Below are 18,587 nucleotides of genomic sequence, written 5' to 3' on the forward strand. Positions count from 1 at the left end.
AACTCCGTACATCGCTTCAATGCAAGGAATCAGGCAACCGGCTGGATGTACGACCGAGTACGCGGGGCGAGCTAACGCCCCGGCCTGATTCTGAAATACTTATCTTTTTAATTACGCGCGCAGTTTAACGTCGATGGCGTCCTGCGAACGGGTGCTGCGCTGTGAATCCTGACTATGCTGACGACCAGAGACATCCAGAACTTCCTGGTTATTAACCAGTTCACCCAGGGTGATGTTGTTCAGGAAGCCGGTCAGACGGTCGCTCAGATCGCGCCACAGCGCGTGGGTCAGGCATTTATCGCCGCCCTGACAGCCGCCTTTACCCTGGCAACGGGTCGCGTCAACGGATTCGTCAACCGCGCTAATCACTTCGCCAACCGCAATACTGCCTGCGTCTTTACCCAGCAGATAACCGCCGCCCGGGCCACGAACGCTGGACACCAGTCCATTTTTACGCAGTCTGGAGAACAGCTGTTCCAGGTAAGAGAGGGAGATCCCTTGTCGTTCAGAAATATCAGCCAACGGAACCGGGCCCGCTTCGGAGTTGAGCGCAACGTCCAGCATCGCGGTCACGGCATAACGCCCTTTAGATGTCAGTCTCATGTCTTACTTAACCTCAAACTCGCCCCTGCCCGGGGTTTTTTATTGTAAAATGGGGGTATTGCATAGCAGGGCCAAGTCTGACATTCCTGACTAAATTGGTCAACTATTTACTTGACTGTTTTAGTCAGGTATTTAACCTTCTGTGCCGTATTTTGCCCGGCGGCGCTGCGCTTGCACGGGCCTACGGGCTTTGTAGGCCGGGTAAGCGCAGCGCCACCCGGCGAACACACTGCACTACTCTTTATTCTTCTGCTCAATCGACGCCAGAATCCCGCGCAGGATGTTCAGCTCCTGGCTTTCCGGACGCGCGCGGGTGAACATACGGCGCAACTTGTTCATCACCTGGCCCGGGTGGCCTTCACGGATAAAGCCGGTTGAGAGCAGCGTCTGTTCCAGATGACCGTAGAAGCGCTCGAGGTCGTCCACCAGCGGGTAGGCCGTCTCTTCTTTAGGTTCCACCGGTTTCTCCTGCGTCGCCAGCCATGCCATGCGCACTTCATAGGCAATCACCTGCACCGCCATCGCCAGATTCAGCGAGCTGTATTCCGGGTTGGCGGCAATCGCCACATGATAGTGACACTTCTGTAATTCCTCGTTGGTCAGGCCAACGCGTTCACGGCCAAACACCAGCGCAACCGGCGCCTGTTCCGCTTCTGAGATGCTTTTCAGGCCGCATTCGCGCGGGTCCAGCATCGGCCAGGGCAGCGTACGGGAGCGCGCGCTGGTCCCCACCACCAGGCTGCAACCGGCCAGGGCTTCATCCAGGGTGTCCACGATCTGCGCATTCCCGATCACGTCGCTGGCGCCGGCCGCCAGAGCAATAGCCTGAGAGTCTGGTTTCACCAGCGGATTCACCAGCCACAGGTTCGTTAAGCCCATGGTTTTCATAGCGCGGGCCACAGAGCCCATGTTGCCGGTGTGCGATGTTTCGACCAGCACGATTCGAATGTTTTGCAGCATAATTTTTAAATGTCTGGATTCAGTGTCTGAAGAATATTCGGGCATATTATCATAAACGAGAGACATAATCCGATCCCGCTGCTATACTCTGCGCCGATTTTCCTGTTCTTTAACATCCAGTGAGAGAGACCGATGCATCCGATGCTGACCATCGCCGTGCGCGCAGCGCGCAAGGCGGGTAATGTAATTGCCAAACACTACGAAACCCCAGACTCCGTAGAAACCAGCCAGAAAGGCAGCAATGATTTCGTGACGAACGTAGATAAAGCCGCAGAAGCGATTATTATCGAAACGATCCGCAAATCTTACCCGCAGCACACCATCATCACCGAAGAAAGCGGTGAACATGAAGGTACCGATCAGGATGTTCAATGGGTTATCGATCCACTGGATGGCACCACCAACTTCGTCAAACGCCTGCCACACTTCTCTGTGTCTATCGCAGTACGCATCAAAGGCCGTACTGAAGTCGCCGTTGTTTACGATCCAATGCGTAACGAACTGTTCACCGCGACCCGCGGTCAGGGCGCGCAGCTGAACGGCTACCGTCTGCGTTGCAGCAATGCACGCGATCTGGACGGCACGATTCTGGCGACCGGCTTCCCGTTCAAGGCGAAGCAGCACGCAACCACTTATATGAATATCCTGGGCAAGCTGTTCACCGAATGCGCGGACTTCCGTCGCACCGGCTCTGCTGCACTGGATCTGGCCTACGTCGCGACCGGCCGCGTTGACGGTTACTTTGAGCTGTCTCTGAAGCCGTGGGACTTCGCGGCGGGCGAGCTGATCGCTCGTGAAGCTGGCGCGATTGTTTGCGACTTCACCGGCGGCCATAACTATATGTCTACCGGCAACATCGTTGCAGGTAACCCGCGCGTTGTTAAAGCCATGCTGGCAAACATGCGTGATGAACTGAGCGATGCGCTGAAGCGTTAATTCAGTCTGTTAAGCCCGGTGGCGCCACGCTTACCGGGCCTACAACACGCCTCAGATACGGCTAGAAAGGCCGCACCCCCCTTCCCACCGGCACCGCGCTCATCCACATTGTCACCGCCGCTACCAGCAGAATCACCCCGCCCGCCAGCGCCAGAGTCGTCCAGCCAACCTGTCGCCACAATACCGGCGTTTTATTGCCGCTGAGTTTTACCGCCAGCTGACGGAAGCTGTGCACCAGCAGGGCTAACGAAGAGATCGTCAGAGACGTTCCCGCCGCCATCGCCAGCGCCGAGAGCATGCCCCAGCCAAATACGCCTGTCACTTTGCTGAACAACAGCACCATGATTGCGCCCGAGCATGGACGCATCCCCATTGAGAGAACAATCATCAGGCGCGCACGCCAGTCCTCACCGTTCTGTAATTGTTCCTGCGTCGGCAGATGCTGATGCCCGCACCCGCAGTTTTCATGGTGAACGTGATGCGGTGTAAAGGATTTGAATTTTGGTTTTCGCAGTAACGCGCGCAATTTTTTCAGCGCCCGCCAGCAGAGGATCAGCCCCAGCACGCCTACCAGCGCGTAACTCCCCTTCTCCAGCCAGAAGCTGCTCATATGCAGCTGGCGGGCCGGCAGCTGTAGCAGCGAAAGGACGACCACGACCAGCGCAATCGCCACACCGCCCTGAAGTAAAGAAGAAGCCAGCGTCAGGCCGATACTCGATTTCAGCTTCGACGGGTGCGTGGCAAGCCAGGTCGTGATGACGATTTTGCCGTGCCCCGGTCCCAGGGCATGCAGCACGCCATAGATAAAGCTGAACGCCAGAAGAGCGCCGCCCGCTTTGGTCGGATTTTCCGCCACGGCTTTCAGCAGACCGCTCATCTGCTGATTAACTTCCCGCTGCCAGAGGATGCTTTTCATCATCACCTGCGGCCATGCCTGCCACAGCCAGAGCGCGCCGCCAACCGCTAACAACAAAAAGAGCGCCAGAGGCCAGAGGTGCAGCCAGCGACGCGGCTTACTGACGGGAGAGGAGATCACTGACATTGTAACGTCACCTCCTGCGCAAACTGTTTACCTAACTCCATGTCTTCGGGGGGCGCATCCTCTTTATCAAGAGAAACGGCAAAGTTCAGCATCTCTTCGCTGGGTTTCGGGGTGTGCACGGCAATTTTGCAGCTTTTTTGCAGCGCGTCCGGCAGCCGTACGTCGCTGTCATTGTCATAGCGCATATCGACATAGTAGGTTGGGTCAAACGTGGAAAACCTGTACTTCTGCCCGGCCAGCGGTTGAGGGTGCGCCAGCGGAAGGATAAAGGTCAGCACCGCCTGATGTCCGTCGCGGGTCATACCGTACACCGTGGGACGGTTGAGAAATTTCACCTTTTGTCCGTTGTGCCAGAACTCGGTGAAGTAGTGCTGACCCAGCACGTTGGCCATCACTTCCGCCGCCAGCTTTTTCCAGATCTCATCGCCGGGCTTTGCGTTTCCGGCATCGTACAGCAGGTCGGCGGAGGTGATTTCATCCATCGTCCAGCGCATTTTCAGGCCGCTGAGCTGCGTGCCGTCCGTCACCAGTTCGGTTTTCAGGCTGATAAAACTGTGAGGATGTGCGCCGGCGGCACAAGTGAAAACCGCCAAAAATAACGCTACCGCGCTTTGTTTAACTATTTGCATCTGTTCCTCACGTCAAAAATTCTGTGATGTTCGCCAGCAATCCTGAGTGAAAGGCCTGCCGGTGCGCTTTTCAGCGCCCATCCTTTAGCTATTCTTATCAAACATTCACACTGGATACCCGACAGATGATGACGACGCTTGAAATTCCATCTGTGCTTTCCAGTTCGCAGCGCCGCTGCCAGGTGCTTTTGATGCTTTACCTGCCCGATGCTGCCATCACCGCACAGAGCATAATCGCTGCCAACGGCGTGGACGACGTCATGGCACGGCAAGATATAGCCGAGACGCGCGATGAAATCCAGCGCTATCATCGGCTTGATATTGTCACGCACCATGATGGCTGCTACCGAATTGAGGGTTCCGCCCTGAATCAACGTTTGTGCCTGCTGCACTGGCTGCGCAGGGCGCTTCGGCTGTGTCCACATTTTGTTGCCCAACAGTTTACCCCTGCCTTAAAAACCGCGCTTAAACAGCACGGCATTGCCCGCCCGCTTTATGACGATGCGAACCTTCGGGCGCTTATCAACTTTTGTGCGCGCAAGCTTCAGCGCCAGTTTGAGTCCCGCGACGTACAGTTTTTACAGCTTTATCTGCAATATTGTCTGATTCAGCATCATCTGGGCAATACGCCAGAGTTTTCGCCCGTTCAGCGCAGCTGGACGCAGTCCCGAGGGGAATACTTTACGGCGCAGGAAATTGTCCGCCACTGGAAACGGCGCGTCCCGCAGGGAACGCACAGCGATGAACAGCTGTTCCTGGCACTGCTGTTTATGATGCTTCGCACACCCGACCCGGTGATGGATAAACACCAGCAGGATCAGCGCCTGCGTCGCGCCATCGTGCGTATGATTGCCCGTTTCCGGGCGCAAACCGGGATGAACTTCAGCGATGAGCAAGGGCTGACCGATCAGCTTTATATTCATCTGGCTCAGGCGCTGGACCGCTCCTTATTTGACATCGGCATCGACAACAGTCTGCCGGAAGAGATCCACCGTTTATACCCCCGGCTGCTGCGCACCACTAAAGAGGCGCTGTTTGAGCTGGAAGCCGAATTTGGTCTGCGATTCTCCGGTGAAGAGATGGCTCTGGTGGCGGTGATTTTTGGTGCCTGGCTAATGCAGGAGACCGACCTGCATGAAAAACAGGTGGTCCTGTTAACGGGGGAAGATAAAGCCTGTGAAGCGTTAATTGAGCAGCAGCTTCGCGAGCTGACGCTGCTGCCGCTCAATATTCGTTATCTTAGCCTGGAGGCGTTTAAGAAGGAGGGCGCCCCCCGCGAGGCGGCGCTGGTCATTACGCCTTATCCAACCGCCCTGCCGCTGTTCTCGCCGCCGCTCATTCATGCCGTTGAGGCCCTGAACACGCAGCAGCAGGAACATATTCGCGTTATGCTCGAATCATAGTTACGAGCGAGCAGCCACCTTTGGGCGGATGACGATGGCAGGTAAAGCGACCAGCGCCATCACCCAGAACACACCGTGCCCCAGGTGCTGATAGAGGAAACCGGCAAATACGGTCATCACCGCAATACTGCCGCCCATCGCCACCGCTGAATAGACCGCCTGAAGACGAATAACGTCCCCCCCCTCTCGCGCCGCGATGTAGCGCATCGCCGCCAGATGGCACACGGTGAAGGTTCCTCAGTGCAGAATTTGCGCCACAATCAGCCACGGCAGCTCCGTCGTCCAGCCCATGATGCCCCAGCGCACCACGCCGCAAACGGCGGAAAGCAGCAGCAGGTCACGCGCCCCGAAACGACGGAAAAGTTTTTGGCTCAGCGCGAAGATAATGACCTCCGCTACCACGCCGAGCAACCACAGGTAGCCTACCGCAGAAGCCGAGTAGCCCGCCCCCTGCCAGTAGATGGCGCTGAAGCCGTAATAGGCCGCATGTGCCCCCTGGAGCAGACAGACGCAGGCCAGGAAACGCCAGCTTTGCGCCACCAGCGAGCGCCAGGCGGGCCAGCCGGCGCTCTCCTGATGGCGGCTTTCGCCCTGCGGCATTACCGACGGACGCAGCAACATACCGAGCAGCATCGAGGCGATGCCGAGCGTTAACAGCGCCAGAATGGCACGATAGTCATAGAGGCTGACCAGTTTCCCGACCAGCGCAGAGCCGATCACGAAGGCAATCGATCCCCACAGGCGCACGCGGCCATAGTCCATGGTGATCTGCTTTTGCCAGGTGTTCGCCAGGGCATCCGTCAGCGGCACCAGCGGGGAGAAGAACAGATTAAAGCCAACCATTACCACCATCAGCCAGGCAAACTGATGGCTGACCCAGAAACAGGCCGCAAAGACCAGCGTCAGCAGGGCCAGAATTCGCACCGCTTTAATCAGTAAGGAGGGATCGCTGACGCGGGGCGCAATCAGCAGGCTACCCAGGAAACGTGCCACCAGCCCCGCGCCCAGCAGGATGCCAATGGTCTCAGGCGTCAGACCAATTCCCTTGAGCCAGACGCTCCAGAAAGGCAAAAAAATACCGTAACTAAAGAAATAGGTGAAATAGCTGAGCGCCAGCCAGCGCGTGGAATGCAAGACCATGAATCCCTCCCGAAATGGAGGCGATAGTCTGGCGTTAATCCCTGACTTTAGCAAGTCGTTAGCGCGCTATAAATTAACGATAAATTAACATCATGGACAGCCGGTCGGCGTATGGCGAGAGCGGCAAAATTGTATTACGTTTAAAGAACATCGCCTGAAGAGGTCGTTTGCCATGAACAACTTACGTTATTTCGATTTCGGCTCCTCTCGTTCTTTCCTGCTTTTAATTGCCCGCATTGCTATTGTGGTCCTGTTTATTATTTTCGGTTATCCCAAGCTGACGGGGTTTAGCGGCACCGTTCAGTATATGACGTCGCTCGGCGCCCCCATGCCCATGCTGGCCGCCATTGTTGCGGTGGTGATGGAAGTCCCCGCCGCGATTCTGATCGTGCTGGGCTTTTTCACCCGCCCCCTCGCGGTGATCTTTGTCTTCTATACGCTGGGAACGGCGGTGATTGGTCACCACTACTGGGATATGACGGGCGATGCGGTTCTGCCAAATATGATTAACTTCTACAAAAATGTGAGTATCGCTGGCGGCTTTATTTTGCTGGCGATTACCGGGCCGGGGGCCATCTCCCTCGACCGACGTTAGCCCATAAAAAAAGGCCGCATGAGCGGCCTTTTTCAGTTCTGCGACGCAGAGAATTATGCGTACACCGGGAAGCGTGCGCAGATGTCCAGAACTTTACCTTTAACGCGCTCGATAACCGCGTCGTCATTGATGTTGTCCAGAACGTCACACATCCAGCCCGCCAGCTCTTTCACTTCCGCTTCTTTGAAGCCACGGCGAGTCACTGCCGGAGAACCGATACGGATACCGGAGGTCACGAACGGGCTCTTCGGATCGTTTGGCACGCTGTTTTTGTTGACGGTAATGTTGGCGCGGCCGAGGGCTGCGTCAGCTTCTTTACCGGTCAGGTTCTTATCAACCAGGTCCAGCAGGAACAGGTGGTTTTCAGTCCCGCCAGAGACCACTTTGTAGCCACGGTTCAGGAACACTTCCACCATCGCTTTGGCGTTTTTAGCAACCTGCTGCTGATAAACCTTGAACTCTGGCTCCATCGCTTCTTTCAGCGCGACGGCTTTCGCGGCGATAACGTGCATCAGCGGGCCGCCCTGGGCGCTTGGGAACACTGCGGAGTTCAGCTTTTTGTACAGCTCTTCGTCACCGCCTTTCGCCAGGATCAGGCCACCGCGTGGACCCGCCAGGGTTTTGTGGGTGGTGGTGGTCACAACGTGCGCATGTGGAACCGGGTTCGGATAAACGCCTGCCGCAATCAGACCGGCAACGTGCGCCATGTCGACGAACAGGTACGCGCCGATGCTGTCAGCAATTGCACGCATTTTTGCCCAGTCAACGATGCCGGAGTAAGCAGAGAAACCACCGATGATCATCTTCGGCTTGTGCTCTTTGGCCTGCTTCGCCATGTCTTCGTAGTCAATTTTACCGGACTCATCAATACCGTAAGGGATGATGTTGTACAGTTTGCCAGAGAAGTTAACCGGGGAGCCGTGAGTCAGGTGGCCGCCCTGCGCCAGGTTCATACCCAGAACGGTATCGCCCGGCTGCAACAGCGCGGTATAAACAGCGAAGTTAGCCTGAGAGCCAGAGTGCGGCTGGACGTTCGCGTAGTCAGCGCCAAAGAGTTCTTTCGCACGGTCAATCGCCAGCTGCTCAACGATATCAACGTATTCGCAACCGCCGTAGTAGCGCTTGCCCGGATAACCTTCAGCATATTTGTTGGTCAGCTGAGAACCCTGCGCCTGCATTACGCGCGGGCTGGTGTAGTTTTCGGAGGCGATCAGTTCGATGTGCTCTTCCTGACGTACTTTTTCCTGCTCCATAGCCTGCCACAGTTCGGCATCATAATCGGCAATGTTCATTTCACGCTTTAACATCCGCATCTCCTGACTCAGCTAACAAGTAAATTTTTGGCCTGAAAAGGCAGTCCTGTTGGACGACGGGCAACAGTATAACTGAATAGTTCTGCGATAACAGGTCTTGACAAACGATTTTACGCAAACGTTTACCTCCACGCCACGCAAGGGTTTGAGCAATAAAGCTCTCGCCATTTTCAACGGATTTCTTTTCAGCTTTGTGATGCATATTTTTCACGATGCAAAGAACCATTTACATTGCAGGGGTATTTTTATAAGATGCATATAAAATACATCATTAAAGTAACATCAGAAGGAAGCTGCTATGCTCGACGCCCAAACCATCGCTACCGTGAAAGCCACAATCCCCCTGCTGGTTGAAACGGGTCCTAAACTGACCGCCCATTTCTACGATCGCATGTTCGCGCATAACCCGGAGCTCAAAGAGATTTTCAACATGAGCAACCAGCGTAACGGCGATCAGCGCGAAGCGCTGTTTAACGCTATTGCCGCCTATGCCAGCAACATCGAAAACCTGCCGGCTCTGCTGCCTGCGGTGGAAAAAATCGCCCAGAAGCACACCAGCTTCCAGATCAAACCTGAGCAGTACAACATCGTCGGCAGTCACCTGCTGGCAACCCTGGACGAAATGTTCAGCCCGGGCCAGGAAGTACTGGATGCCTGGGGTAAGGCCTATGGCGTACTGGCAAACGTATTCATCAACCGTGAAGCGCAGATCTACAGCGAAAACGCCAGCAAGAATGGCGGCTGGGAAGGCACGCGCGCCTTCCGCATCGTCGAGAAAACCCCGCGCAGCGCACTGATCACCAGCTTTGAATTTGAGCCAGTGGACGGTCAGCCGGTTGCCGATTACCAGCCGGGCCAGTATCTGGGCGTCTGGCTGAAGCCTGAAGGCTTCCCGCACCAGGAGATTCGCCAGTACTCCCTGACCCGCAAGCCAGACGGCAAAGGCTATCGCATTGCGGTTAAACGTGAGGAAGGCGGTCAGGTATCCAACTGGCTGCATAACGAAGCCAGCGTGGGCGACGTGGTCCATCTGGCGGCACCGGCGGGCGATTTCTTTATGGCCGTTGAAACGAATACCCCGGTGACGCTGATCTCCGCAGGCGTAGGTCAGACGCCAATGCTGGCGATGCTGGATACGCTGGCGAAAGCAAACCACAGCGCGCAGGTTAACTGGTTCCACGCGGCGGAGAACGGTGATGTGCACGCCTTTGCGGATGAAGTCAAAGCGCTCGGAGCGACCCTGCCGCGTTTCACCGCGCATACCTGGTATCGCCTGCCGACGGAGGCAGACCGCGCAGCGGCTCGTTTCGACAGCGAAGGCCTGATGAATTTAGGGCAGCATGAAGGGGCGTTCAGCGCACCGGGGATGCAGTTCTACGTTTGTGGGCCAGTAGCGTTTATGCAGTATGCCGCGAAGCAGCTGGTAGACCTGGGCGTGAATAAAGACAACATTCATTACGAATGTTTCGGCCCGCATAAAGTGCTGTAATCGCCCGGCGGCGCTGCGCTTGCACGGGCCTACGAAGGGTTTTTTAGGCCGGGTACGCGCAGCGCCACCCGGCAAGAATGTTAAATCGCCGCGTCGTCTTCTTCGCCGGTACGGATACGGATCACGCGCGCCACGTCAAAGACGAAGATTTTCCCGTCGCCAATTTTACCGGTCTGCGCCGTGCGGATGATGGTATCCACACAGGTATCGACGATATCATCGCTCACCACGATCTCGATTTTCACTTTCGGCAGAAAGTCCACCATGTACTCTGCGCCACGGTATAGCTCGGTGTGGCCCTTCTGACGACCAAAACCTTTCACTTCAGTTACGGTCATCCCGGTGATGCCTACTTCTGCCAGCGCTTCACGTACATCATCCAGTTTGAAAGGTTTAATAATCGCATCAATCTTTTTCATGGTGGGTCCTTAAACTCTTGCCAGTAAGCAGCCTCGTAATCGGTTGCTCACAGTATCATATTCAGGCGAATTTTGCGGTATTACTCTTTAAAATCGTTCGCTTCCAGCTCGTGGCGTGAGAGCAATTTATAAAACTCGGTACGGTTACGACCGGCCATGCGCGCCGCGTGGGTCACGTTGCCTTTGGTGATTTGCAGCAGCTTGCGCAGATAGTTCAGCTCGAACTGGTTTCGCGCTTCCGCAAACGTCGGTAAGGCCGTGTTTTCCCCCTCGAGCGCCTGCTCCACCAGCGCATCGCTGATCACCGGTGATGAAGTCAGCGCCACGCACTGCTCAATCACGTTCACCAGCTGGCGTACGTTGCCCGGCCAGCTTGCGGTCATCAGGCGTTTCATCGCATCGGTGGAGAACGCGCGCACGAATGGTTTGTGGCGGTCAGCGGCCTGGCGCAAAAGGTGATTTGCCAGCAGCGGGATATCTTCCGCACGCTCGGCCAGCGCCGGGATTTTCAGGTTGACGACATTCAGTCGATAGTAAAGATCTTCACGGAACTCGTTGCGCGCCATCACCTTGGGTAAATCGCGATGGGTAGCGGAAATAATACGCACGTTGATATCGATATCGCGGTTGCTGCCAAGCGGACGCACTTTTCGCTCCTGCAACACGCGCAGCAGTTTGACCTGCAACGGCGCGGGCATATCGCCAATTTCATCAAGAAACAGCGTGCCCCCCTCAGCCGCCTGGAACAGCCCTTCACGGCTGCTCACCGCGCCGGTAAAGGCGCCGCGGGCATGGCCGAAGAGCTCAGACTCAAGCAGCTGTTCCGGCAGCGCGCCACAGTTGATGGCAATAAAGGCATTTTTACTGCGCGGGCTGGCGTTGTGGATCGCCTGGGCCAGGATCTCTTTCCCGGTCCCGCTCTGGCCGTTGATCAGCACGCTAACGTCGGATTGCGCCACCATCCGCGCCTGTTCCAGCAGGCGCAGCATCACAGGGCTACGCGTCACGATGGATTCACGCCAGGCGTCGTCGCCGGATGGCGCCGCATGCTCAAGGGCGCTGTCGATTGCTTTATAGAGAGCGTCTTTATCCACTGGTTTGGTGAGGAAGCTGAATACCCCCTGCTGCGTCGCGGCCACCGCATCAGGAATAGAGCCGTGAGCGGTGAGGATAATAACCGGCATCCCGGGCTGCTGCTTCTGGATCTCCGTGAACAGTTGCAGGCCATCCATTTCATCCATGCGCAAATCACTGATCACCAGATCGATTTTCTCGCGGCTGAGCACTTTCAGCCCCTCCTGCCCGCTTTCAGCGGTGACCACGCTGTAGCCTTCGCTGACCAGACGCATTCCCAGCAGCTTTAACAGCCCGGGATCGTCATCCACCAGTAACAGATGGGCAGGTTTACGGCTTGTCATGGCTTCACATCCTCTTGTTTCGGCGTCTCACTGTCTGGCGTCGTGGCAGAGTTGCCTTTCGACCCATCGGGCAGATAGCTGCCTGCCGGCTTACGCGTCGAGAGCTGTCTTTCGATATCGGTCAGATTTTCGAGCTTGCGGGTGGTGGTTTCCAGCTGCTCGCGCAGCGACTCCTGCTGCTGGCGAAGCGCATCAAGCTCGCTGTCGCTCGACTGCTGCAATTTGCTGTAGCGGAAACGCTCTTCAGACAGTTGTAATTGCAGGGTTTGTCCATCCCGCCAGAGCTGATAGACCGGGCGCACCTGCGGGGGAATATTGATCACGTAAGTATCCAGCCGCGTCACGTTGGCGCGGCGTTCGACAGGCGTGATTCTGGCATCCGCCATCACGATCCCACGTTTAAACGCGTCCTGCCAGGTATCGTCCACCAGCATCGCCGCCTGGGCACGGGCCTCGGCGGGCGCCAGCCGCTGGGCGCAGTCTATTCCGCGCAGCCAGAACAGCGGATTGGATTCAACATCACGCCCCGACAGGTTCCAGATATCATCGCAACGTGTTGAAAGGAAATCGGCCAGCTGTTTTTGCGGCCATTTATCTTCCTGTTTCTGGCTAATTGCACTTTTCGGCGCATGGGTTACACAGCCGGCCAGCAGTAAGCAGGGCAGGCTCAGGCGCACATTTTTGCTGGAAAACACCGCGCGCAGTGCGCGGTAAAAGACGTGTGACATACTCACCAGGTTGTTATTCATTTCATTGATTTTTCCGGCTCAAGAGGCAGTTCGATACGAAAACAGACATCGGCGCGTTCATCACTCACGATGTTAAGCTCACCCTGCATGCGTCGTATGCAGTCGCGGGCAATACTCAGCCCCAGACCACTTCCTTTTACCGCACCTTTTCGCTGATGACTCCCCTGGAAGAAGGGCTCAAAGATCATCGTTTTTTCATCATCCGGAATCGGGCTTCCCGTATTCGCTACGTCAATAAATACCCGCGAACCGTTGTTATTGCTTCTGATATAAATGGTACCGGATTCAGTACCATAGTGCACCGCATTGGAATAAAGATTATCCAGTACGCTCATTAACAGCATCGGCTCTGCCAGGCAGGAAGGCGCATTGAGATCCACCTGGGTATGCATCATTTTAGCTCTTGCTGGCAGGCTATGGGCGGAGATCACCATGTCCACCAACGGTTCAATCTCAACGCTTTCAAGCACCACAGCACCATCCGCCAGCTTGCGGTTATAGTCCAGCAGTTGTTCAATAAGTTTTTGTAAATTGCGGCTACTGGCATCCAGAATCGCCACGATCTCTTTTTGCTCAGGGGTTAACGGCCCCGCTACTTCGTCTGCCAGCAGCTCCGTGCCTTCACGCATACTGGCCAGCGGTGTTTTGAGTTCGTGTGAGATATGGCGCAGGAACTGATGACGCTGCGATTCCAGCCACGCCAGGCGTTCAGAAAGCCAGATGATACGCTGACCGACCGAGCGCAGCTCGCGCGGGCCTTTAAAAACAACCGTATCCCCGAGAGATTTGCCCTCCCCCAGGCGGTTAATCATCCGCTGGATCCCCTTTACGGGGCCGATAATCATGCGGGTAAAGAGCAGTACCAGCCCAAGGCTGACGAGGAACAGCACCAGCGCCTGCCAGCCGAAGAACTGGCCGCGCTCGGCAATCTCCTGCTGGAGTTGCTGGCCACGGGAAAAGATAACCGTACGGGTGGACTGCACCATCTCCGTATTGGCGTTCGCGAAGGCTTCAAGTCGGGCGGCGGCGGCGGCATCAGGACCGCTGTTTTTGCACTGGAGCTGCGCCAGATCGTTCAGATCCTGACGCAGCGCCTGATAGAGTTTGTCATCCGGCAAGACCCCGGCATGGGCATCCAGCATTTCGCTGTAGCGTTTACGCTGGTTCTGATAGACCCTCTCCAGCGTGCGGTCGTCCAGCACGCAGTACTGGCGATAGCTACGCTCCATCTCCAGCGCGGCGTTGGTCATTGCCTCGCTACGGCGGGCATCAATAAGCGTGGTGCGGTTAGTCAGGGCCGCCTGGGCACTTAACGCATTCAGGCTTTGCCATGCCTGCCACGCCAGAACCAGCAAAGGTAGCAGGATCAGCAGGAAGGCCATCATAACGAGCTGTCGCAGGGAGCGAGGGAAAGCGGGCCAGCGTTTCAACACATTACTCTCATCATCCGGGTTTGAGGAGAGCGTAACTGAGTCTGCCCTTCAGATACAACAAAGCCGGGTAAAAACCCGGCTTTGTCATGGAATAAGGCGGTGCCTAACTCGACGTTTCGCCCTGGCCTGATAAAGCATTGCAATAATCAGTAGTTGGACGGCAGGCACCTTTTTGTGCGTCATTCGAAGTTTATGTAGCACGTCCCGAAGGGGCTGACATAAGAAGGTGAATGAGCCACTGGTTACTATTATGCAACGTGCGTGCCAGATTGCAAAAATTGATACTATCCTTATGATTAATAATCGTTTTATTATTAAAATGCATTGATTGTCAGGTGAATGATTTCCAGGCTAAGTGTCGCTATTAAGCAACACCTTAATGGGAACCCGTCCTGATATATATAAATCAATAAGTTAAATGTCTCTTATTGGAGACACTCAACCCAGAGGATTGTCGCGATTTTGCGACAGGTACAAAAAAGCCCGGTGGCGCTCGCGCTTACCGGGCCTACAGTCAGGGCGTTGAAACTTAACCCAGTTGTTTACGCGCGTTGCGGAAAATGCGCATCCACGGGCTGTCCTCGCCCCAGTTTTCCGGGTGCCAGGAGTTGCTAACGGTACGGAAGACACGCTCCGGGTGCGGCATCATGATCGTCACCCGACCGCTTTCGCTGGTGACCGCGGTAATGCCATTTGCCGAACCGTTCGGGTTAGCCGGATAGGTTTCGGTGACCTTGCCGAAGTTATCAACAAAGCGCAGCGCCACCAGTCCTTTGCTTTCAAGCTGAGCCAGGTGCGCCGCATCACGCACTTCAACCTGACCTTCACCGTGCGAAACCGCGATTGGCATCTGTGAACCGACCATTCCCTGCAACAGCAGAGACGGGCTTTGGGTCACTTCTACCAGACTGAAGCGCGCTTCGAAGCGGTCAGACTGGTTACGCACAAAGCGCGGCCAGGCTTCGCTGCCCGGGATCAGCTCGCGCAGGTTAGACATCATCTGACAGCCGTTACACACGCCCAGCGCCAGCGTCTGCGGACGATGGAAGAAGGTTTCGAACTCGTCACGCACGCGGCTGTTGAACAGAATAGACTTCGCCCAGCCTTCGCCCGCGCCCAGCACGTCACCGTAGGAGAACCCCCCGCAGGCGACCAGCGCCTGGAAATCATCGAGCCCGGTACGCCCGGCCAGCAGGTCGCTCATGTGGACGTCGATGGCGTCAAAGCCCGCCCGGTGGAAGGCCGCCGCCATCTCAACGTGGGAGTTAACGCCCTGCTCGCGCAGCACGGCTACTTTCGGACGCGCACCGGTCGCAATGTACGGCGCGGCAATGTCTTCGTTAATGTCGAAGCTGAGCTTCACGTTCAGGCCAGGATCGTTGTCGTTCGCCTTCGCGTTGTGTTCCTGATCGGCGCATTCCGGATTGTCACGCAGGCGCTGCATCTGCCAGGTGGTTTCCGCCCACCACATACGCAGCGTGGTGCGGCTTTCGCTGAACACCGCGTGGCCGTCGGCTTCAATCACGAAGCGGTCGCCCTGCACCGCTTTACCGAGATAGTGTACGCAGTCTGCCAGACCGTGCTGCGCCAGAATCGCTTCCACCGCGTCGCGATCTGCGGCGCGTACCTGAATGACCGCGCCAAGCTCTTCGTTAAACAGCGCTGCCAGGCGGTCTTCGCCAAGCGTTGCAATGTTTGCTTCAACGCCGCAGTGACCGGTGAAGGCCATCTCTGCCAGCGTCACCAGCAGGCCACCATCGGAACGGTCGTGGTAGGCCAGCAGCTTACGCTGCGCCACCAGCGCCTGAATTGCGTCGTAGAAGCCTTTCAGCTGGGCGACATCGCGCACGTCGGCTGGCTTATCGCCGAGCTGGCGGTAAACCTGCGCCAGCGCGGTGGCGCCCAGCGCGTTATGGCCTTTGCCGAGGTCAATCAACAGCAGGGCGTTATCTTCAGTGGAAAGCTGCGGCGTAACGGTATGACGCACGTCTTCCACGCGCGCAAACGCGGTGATCACCAGCGACAGCGGAGAGGTCATCTCGCGCTGCTCGTTACCTTCCTGCCAACGGGTTTTCATCGACATGGAGTCTTTACCCACCGGAATGGTCAGGCCGAGCGCAGGACAGAGCTCTTCACCCACCGCTTTCACCGCTTCGTACAGGCCAGCATCTTCGCCCGGGTGACCGGCAGCGGCCATCCAGTTCGCGGAAAGTTTGATACGTTTGATATCGCCAATCTGCGTCGCGGCGATGTTGGTCAGCGCTTCACCGACCGCCAGACGGGCAGAAGCGGCGAAGTCCAGCAGCGCCACTGGCGTGCGTTCGCCCAGGGCCATCGCTTCGCCGTAGTAGCTGTCGAGGCTCGCGGTGGTCACAGCGCAGTTAGCGACCGGGATCTGCCACGGGCCGACCATCTGATCGCGCGACACCATACCGGTCACGGTACGGTCGCCGATGGTCACCAGGAAGGTTTTCTCTGCCACGGCAGGCAGGTGCAGCACGCGGTTAACCGCTTCTGCCACGGTGATGCCCTGGCGATCCAGCGCTTTGCCCGCCGCTTTGCGAGTCTGCACGTCGCGGGTCATCTTCGGCGTTTTGCCGAGCAGCACGTCCAGCGGCAGATCGATCGGCTGGTTGTCAAAGTGGGTGTCGCTTAAGGAAAGGTGCTGCTCTTCGGTCGCTTCACCGATGACGGCATACGGCGCGCGCTCGCGGCGGCACAGCTCGTCAAACAGCGGCAGCTGATCGGCGGCAACCGCCAGCACGTAGCGCTCCTGGGATTCGTTACACCAGATTTCCAGCGGGCTCATGCCCGGCTCATCGCTCAGGATATCGCGCAGGTTGAAGCGTCCGCCGCGACCGCCGTCGCTCACCAGCTCAGGCATGGCGTTAGAGAGTCCACCCGCGCCCACGTCGTGGATGAACAGAATCGGGTTGGCATCGCCGAGCTGCCAGCAGCGGTCGATCACTTCCTGACAACGGCGCTCCATTTCCGGGTTGTCGCGCTGCACGGACGCGAAGTCGAGATCCGCATCAGACTGGCCGGAGGCCATAGACGAGGCTGCCCCGCCGCCCAGACCGATGTTCATTGCCGGGCCGCCGAGCACGATCAGCTTCGCGCCGACGACGATCTCGCCTTTCTGCACATGATCGGCGCGAATGTTGCCGATCCCGCCCGCCAGCATGATCGGTTTGTGGTAGCCGCGCAGCTCTTCGCCGTTGTGGCTGTCCACTTTCTCTTCGTAGGTACGGAAGTAACCGTTCAGCGCCGGACGACCAAATTCGTTGTTGAACGCCGCGCCGCCCAGCGGGCCTTCGGTCATGATATCCAGCGCGGTGACAATGCGCTCTGGCTTGCCGAAGTCTTCTTCCCACGGCTGCTCAAAGCCCGGAATACGCAGGTTGGAAACGGAGAAACCGACCAGACCCGCTTTTGGTTTCGCGCCGCGACCGGTCGCACCTTCGTCACGGATTTCACCGCCGGAGCCGGTCGCTGCACCCGGCCACGGGGAGATCGCCGTCGGGTGGTTGTGGGTTTCCACTTTCATCAGGATATGCGCAGGCTCCTGGTGGAAGTCATAGCGCCCCGCTTCGCGGTCGGCGAAGAAGCGGCCCACCTCGGAACCTTCCATCACCGCGGCGTTGTCTTTATAGGCAGACAGCACGTGGTCAGGGGTTTGCTCCATGGTGTTTTTGATCATTTTGAACAGCGACTTCGGCTGCTGTTCGCCGTCGATAATCCAGTCGGCGTTGAAAATCTTGTGGCGGCAGTGCTCGGAGTTGGCCTGCGCGAACATATACAGTTCGATGTCGTTCGGGTTGCGATTCAGCTTAACGAATGCATCCTGAAGGTAGTCGATTTCATCTTCTGCGAGCGCCAGACCAAGACGCAGGTTTGCGTCGATCAGCGCCTGACGCCCCTGCCCCAGCAAATCCACGCTCTGTACCGGCGCAGGCTGATGGTGGGAGAACAGTTTCTGCGCATCATCCAGAGAGTCAAACACGCTCTCCATCATGCGGTCGTGCAGCTCTGCGGCAACCACCTGCCACTGCGCGTCGCTCAGGGTTGACGCTTCCACATAGTACGCCACACCGCGCTCCAGACGGTTAATCTGGCTCAGGCCGCAGTTGTGAGCGATGTCGGTGGCTTTGGAAGACCAGGGGGAGATGGTGCCAGGGCGTGGCGTGGCGAGGATTAATTTGCCGGTCGGCGTATGGCTGCTCAGGCTTGGGCCATATTTAAGCAGGCGTTCCAGCTGTACGCGCTCCTCTGCATCCAGGGGGGCATTCAGGTCAGCAAAATGGACATACTCAGCGTAAATATTGCTTACCGGAAGGTCGGCCGCCTGAAAACGTGCCAGCAGTTTGTTAATACGGAAGGCAGACAGTGCAGGCGAACCACGCAGAATTTCCATCATAAGTCTCTCGTCTTCGAAGCGCCGGGGCGCTTACAGTGTGC

General features: G+C 57.0%; 14 protein-coding genes and 1 pseudogene. 4 read left to right on the plus strand and 11 right to left on the minus strand.

Annotated features, from left to right (window positions below; translation table 11 throughout):
• Positions 1-111 precede the first annotated feature (111 nt).
• On the minus strand, positions 112-603 hold the full coding sequence (iscR, locus tag ACQG1Y_RS16710) for a Fe-S cluster assembly transcriptional regulator IscR (protein WP_022649018.1): 492 nt from the start codon (positions 601-603) through the stop codon (positions 112-114).
• Positions 604-837: 234 nt separating this feature from the next.
• Positions 838-1,563 carry a tRNA (cytosine(32)/uridine(32)-2'-O)-methyltransferase TrmJ gene (trmJ, locus tag ACQG1Y_RS16715; RefSeq protein WP_015572157.1) on the minus strand — a complete coding sequence of 242 codons (726 nt, stop codon included), beginning with the start codon at positions 1,561-1,563 and terminating at the stop codon, positions 838-840.
• A gap of 132 nt (positions 1,564-1,695) precedes the next feature.
• On the opposite strand from trmJ, the gene suhB reads away from it, so the two are divergent.
• Positions 1,696-2,499 (plus strand): inositol-1-monophosphatase, encoded by an 804-nt coding sequence (gene suhB / locus ACQG1Y_RS16720; protein ID WP_003860668.1) that lies wholly within the window; start codon positions 1,696-1,698, stop codon positions 2,497-2,499.
• 61 nt (positions 2,500-2,560) lie between these two features.
• On the opposite strand, the gene ACQG1Y_RS16725 is transcribed toward suhB, so the two are convergent.
• Positions 2,561-3,541 (minus strand): nickel/cobalt transporter, encoded by a 981-nt coding sequence (locus ACQG1Y_RS16725; RefSeq protein ID WP_032669384.1) that lies wholly within the window; start codon positions 3,539-3,541, stop codon positions 2,561-2,563.
• Positions 3,532-4,170, minus strand: coding sequence for a DUF1007 family protein (locus ACQG1Y_RS16730; protein ID WP_017692913.1), 639 nt, complete (start codon positions 4,168-4,170; stop codon positions 3,532-3,534). The genes ACQG1Y_RS16725 and ACQG1Y_RS16730 overlap by 10 nt, the downstream gene beginning before the upstream one ends.
• Positions 4,171-4,295: 125 nt before the next feature.
• Between ACQG1Y_RS16730 and csiE the strand changes: the two genes are divergently transcribed.
• The gene (gene csiE / locus ACQG1Y_RS16735) at positions 4,296-5,573 is read left to right on the plus strand and encodes a stationary phase inducible protein CsiE (protein WP_015572154.1); all 1,278 of its coding nucleotides are present in this window, start codon (positions 4,296-4,298) and stop codon (positions 5,571-5,573) included.
• Here the strand turns inward: csiE and ACQG1Y_RS16740 are convergent.
• Positions 5,574-6,713: pseudogene (locus ACQG1Y_RS16740) on the minus strand (3-phenylpropionate MFS transporter).
• 172 nt (positions 6,714-6,885) lie between these two features.
• Here ACQG1Y_RS16740 and ACQG1Y_RS16745 point away from each other — a divergent pair.
• Entirely contained in the window at positions 6,886-7,308 is a 423-nt protein-coding gene (locus ACQG1Y_RS16745; RefSeq protein WP_015572152.1) for a DoxX family protein, read from the plus strand.
• A gap of 53 nt (positions 7,309-7,361) precedes the next feature.
• Here ACQG1Y_RS16745 and glyA read toward each other — a convergent pair whose 3' ends face one another.
• The gene (glyA, locus tag ACQG1Y_RS16750) at positions 7,362-8,615 is read right to left on the minus strand and encodes a serine hydroxymethyltransferase (RefSeq protein WP_368740541.1); all 1,254 of its coding nucleotides are present in this window, start codon (positions 8,613-8,615) and stop codon (positions 7,362-7,364) included.
• Positions 8,616-8,919: 304 nt separating this feature from the next.
• On the opposite strand from glyA, the gene hmpA reads away from it, so the two are divergent.
• A complete protein-coding gene (gene hmpA / locus ACQG1Y_RS16755) occupies positions 8,920-10,110 on the plus strand; it encodes an NO-inducible flavohemoprotein (protein ID WP_017383546.1) in 1,191 nt (396 codons plus the stop codon).
• 80 nt (positions 10,111-10,190) lie between these two features.
• On the opposite strand, the gene glnB is transcribed toward hmpA, so the two are convergent.
• From glnB to purL, 5 genes are all read right to left on the minus strand, one after another.
• The gene (glnB, locus tag ACQG1Y_RS16760) at positions 10,191-10,529 is read right to left on the minus strand and encodes a nitrogen regulatory protein P-II (protein WP_003860685.1); all 339 of its coding nucleotides are present in this window, start codon (positions 10,527-10,529) and stop codon (positions 10,191-10,193) included.
• Between the two features lie 80 nt (positions 10,530-10,609).
• Entirely contained in the window at positions 10,610-11,947 is a 1,338-nt protein-coding gene (gene glrR, locus ACQG1Y_RS16765; RefSeq protein ID WP_015572150.1) for a two-component system response regulator GlrR, read from the minus strand.
• Entirely contained in the window at positions 11,944-12,696 is a 753-nt protein-coding gene (gene qseG / locus ACQG1Y_RS16770) for a two-component system QseEF-associated lipoprotein QseG (protein WP_063138672.1), read from the minus strand. Before qseG ends, glrR begins: the two co-directional genes overlap by 4 nt.
• Entirely contained in the window at positions 12,693-14,126 is a 1,434-nt protein-coding gene (gene qseE, locus ACQG1Y_RS16775) for a two component system sensor histidine kinase QseE/GlrK (RefSeq protein ID WP_003860691.1), read from the minus strand. The genes qseG and qseE overlap by 4 nt, the downstream gene beginning before the upstream one ends.
• A 532-nt stretch (positions 14,127-14,658) precedes the next feature.
• On the minus strand, positions 14,659-18,546 hold the full coding sequence (purL, locus tag ACQG1Y_RS16780) for a phosphoribosylformylglycinamidine synthase (RefSeq protein WP_232936487.1): 3,888 nt from the start codon (positions 18,544-18,546) through the stop codon (positions 14,659-14,661).
• Positions 18,547-18,587 lie beyond the last annotated feature (41 nt).

The sequence above is a fragment of the Enterobacter cloacae complex sp. 397G4 genome, assembly GCF_050031515.1.
Classification (GTDB): Bacteria; Pseudomonadota; Gammaproteobacteria; order Enterobacterales; family Enterobacteriaceae; genus Enterobacter; species Enterobacter hormaechei_C.

Bases quoted from the DNA above. Each gene is read 5' to 3' on its own strand.
- iscR (WP_022649018.1), bottom strand. From the start codon at position 603: ATGAGACTGACATCTAAAGGGCGTTATGCCGTGACCGCGATGCTGGAC.
- trmJ (WP_015572157.1), bottom strand. From the start codon at position 1,563: ATGCTGCAAAACATTCGAATCGTGCTGGTCGAAACATCGCACACCGGC.
- suhB (WP_003860668.1), top strand. From the start codon at position 1,696: ATGCATCCGATGCTGACCATCGCCGTGCGCGCAGCGCGCAAGGCGGGT.
- ACQG1Y_RS16725 (WP_032669384.1), bottom strand. From the start codon at position 3,541: ATGTCAGTGATCTCCTCTCCCGTCAGTAAGCCGCGTCGCTGGCTGCAC.
- ACQG1Y_RS16730 (WP_017692913.1), bottom strand. From the start codon at position 4,170: ATGCAAATAGTTAAACAAAGCGCGGTAGCGTTATTTTTGGCGGTTTTC.
- csiE (WP_015572154.1), top strand. From the start codon at position 4,296: ATGATGACGACGCTTGAAATTCCATCTGTGCTTTCCAGTTCGCAGCGC.
- ACQG1Y_RS16745 (WP_015572152.1), top strand. From the start codon at position 6,886: ATGAACAACTTACGTTATTTCGATTTCGGCTCCTCTCGTTCTTTCCTG.
- glyA (WP_368740541.1), bottom strand. From the start codon at position 8,615: ATGTTAAAGCGTGAAATGAACATTGCCGATTATGATGCCGAACTGTGG.
- hmpA (WP_017383546.1), top strand. From the start codon at position 8,920: ATGCTCGACGCCCAAACCATCGCTACCGTGAAAGCCACAATCCCCCTG.
- glnB (WP_003860685.1), bottom strand. From the start codon at position 10,529: ATGAAAAAGATTGATGCGATTATTAAACCTTTCAAACTGGATGATGTA.
- glrR (WP_015572150.1), bottom strand. From the start codon at position 11,947: ATGACAAGCCGTAAACCTGCCCATCTGTTACTGGTGGATGACGATCCC.
- qseG (WP_063138672.1), bottom strand. From the start codon at position 12,696: ATGAATAACAACCTGGTGAGTATGTCACACGTCTTTTACCGCGCACTG.
- purL (WP_232936487.1), bottom strand. From the start codon at position 18,546: ATGATGGAAATTCTGCGTGGTTCGCCTGCACTGTCTGCCTTCCGTATT.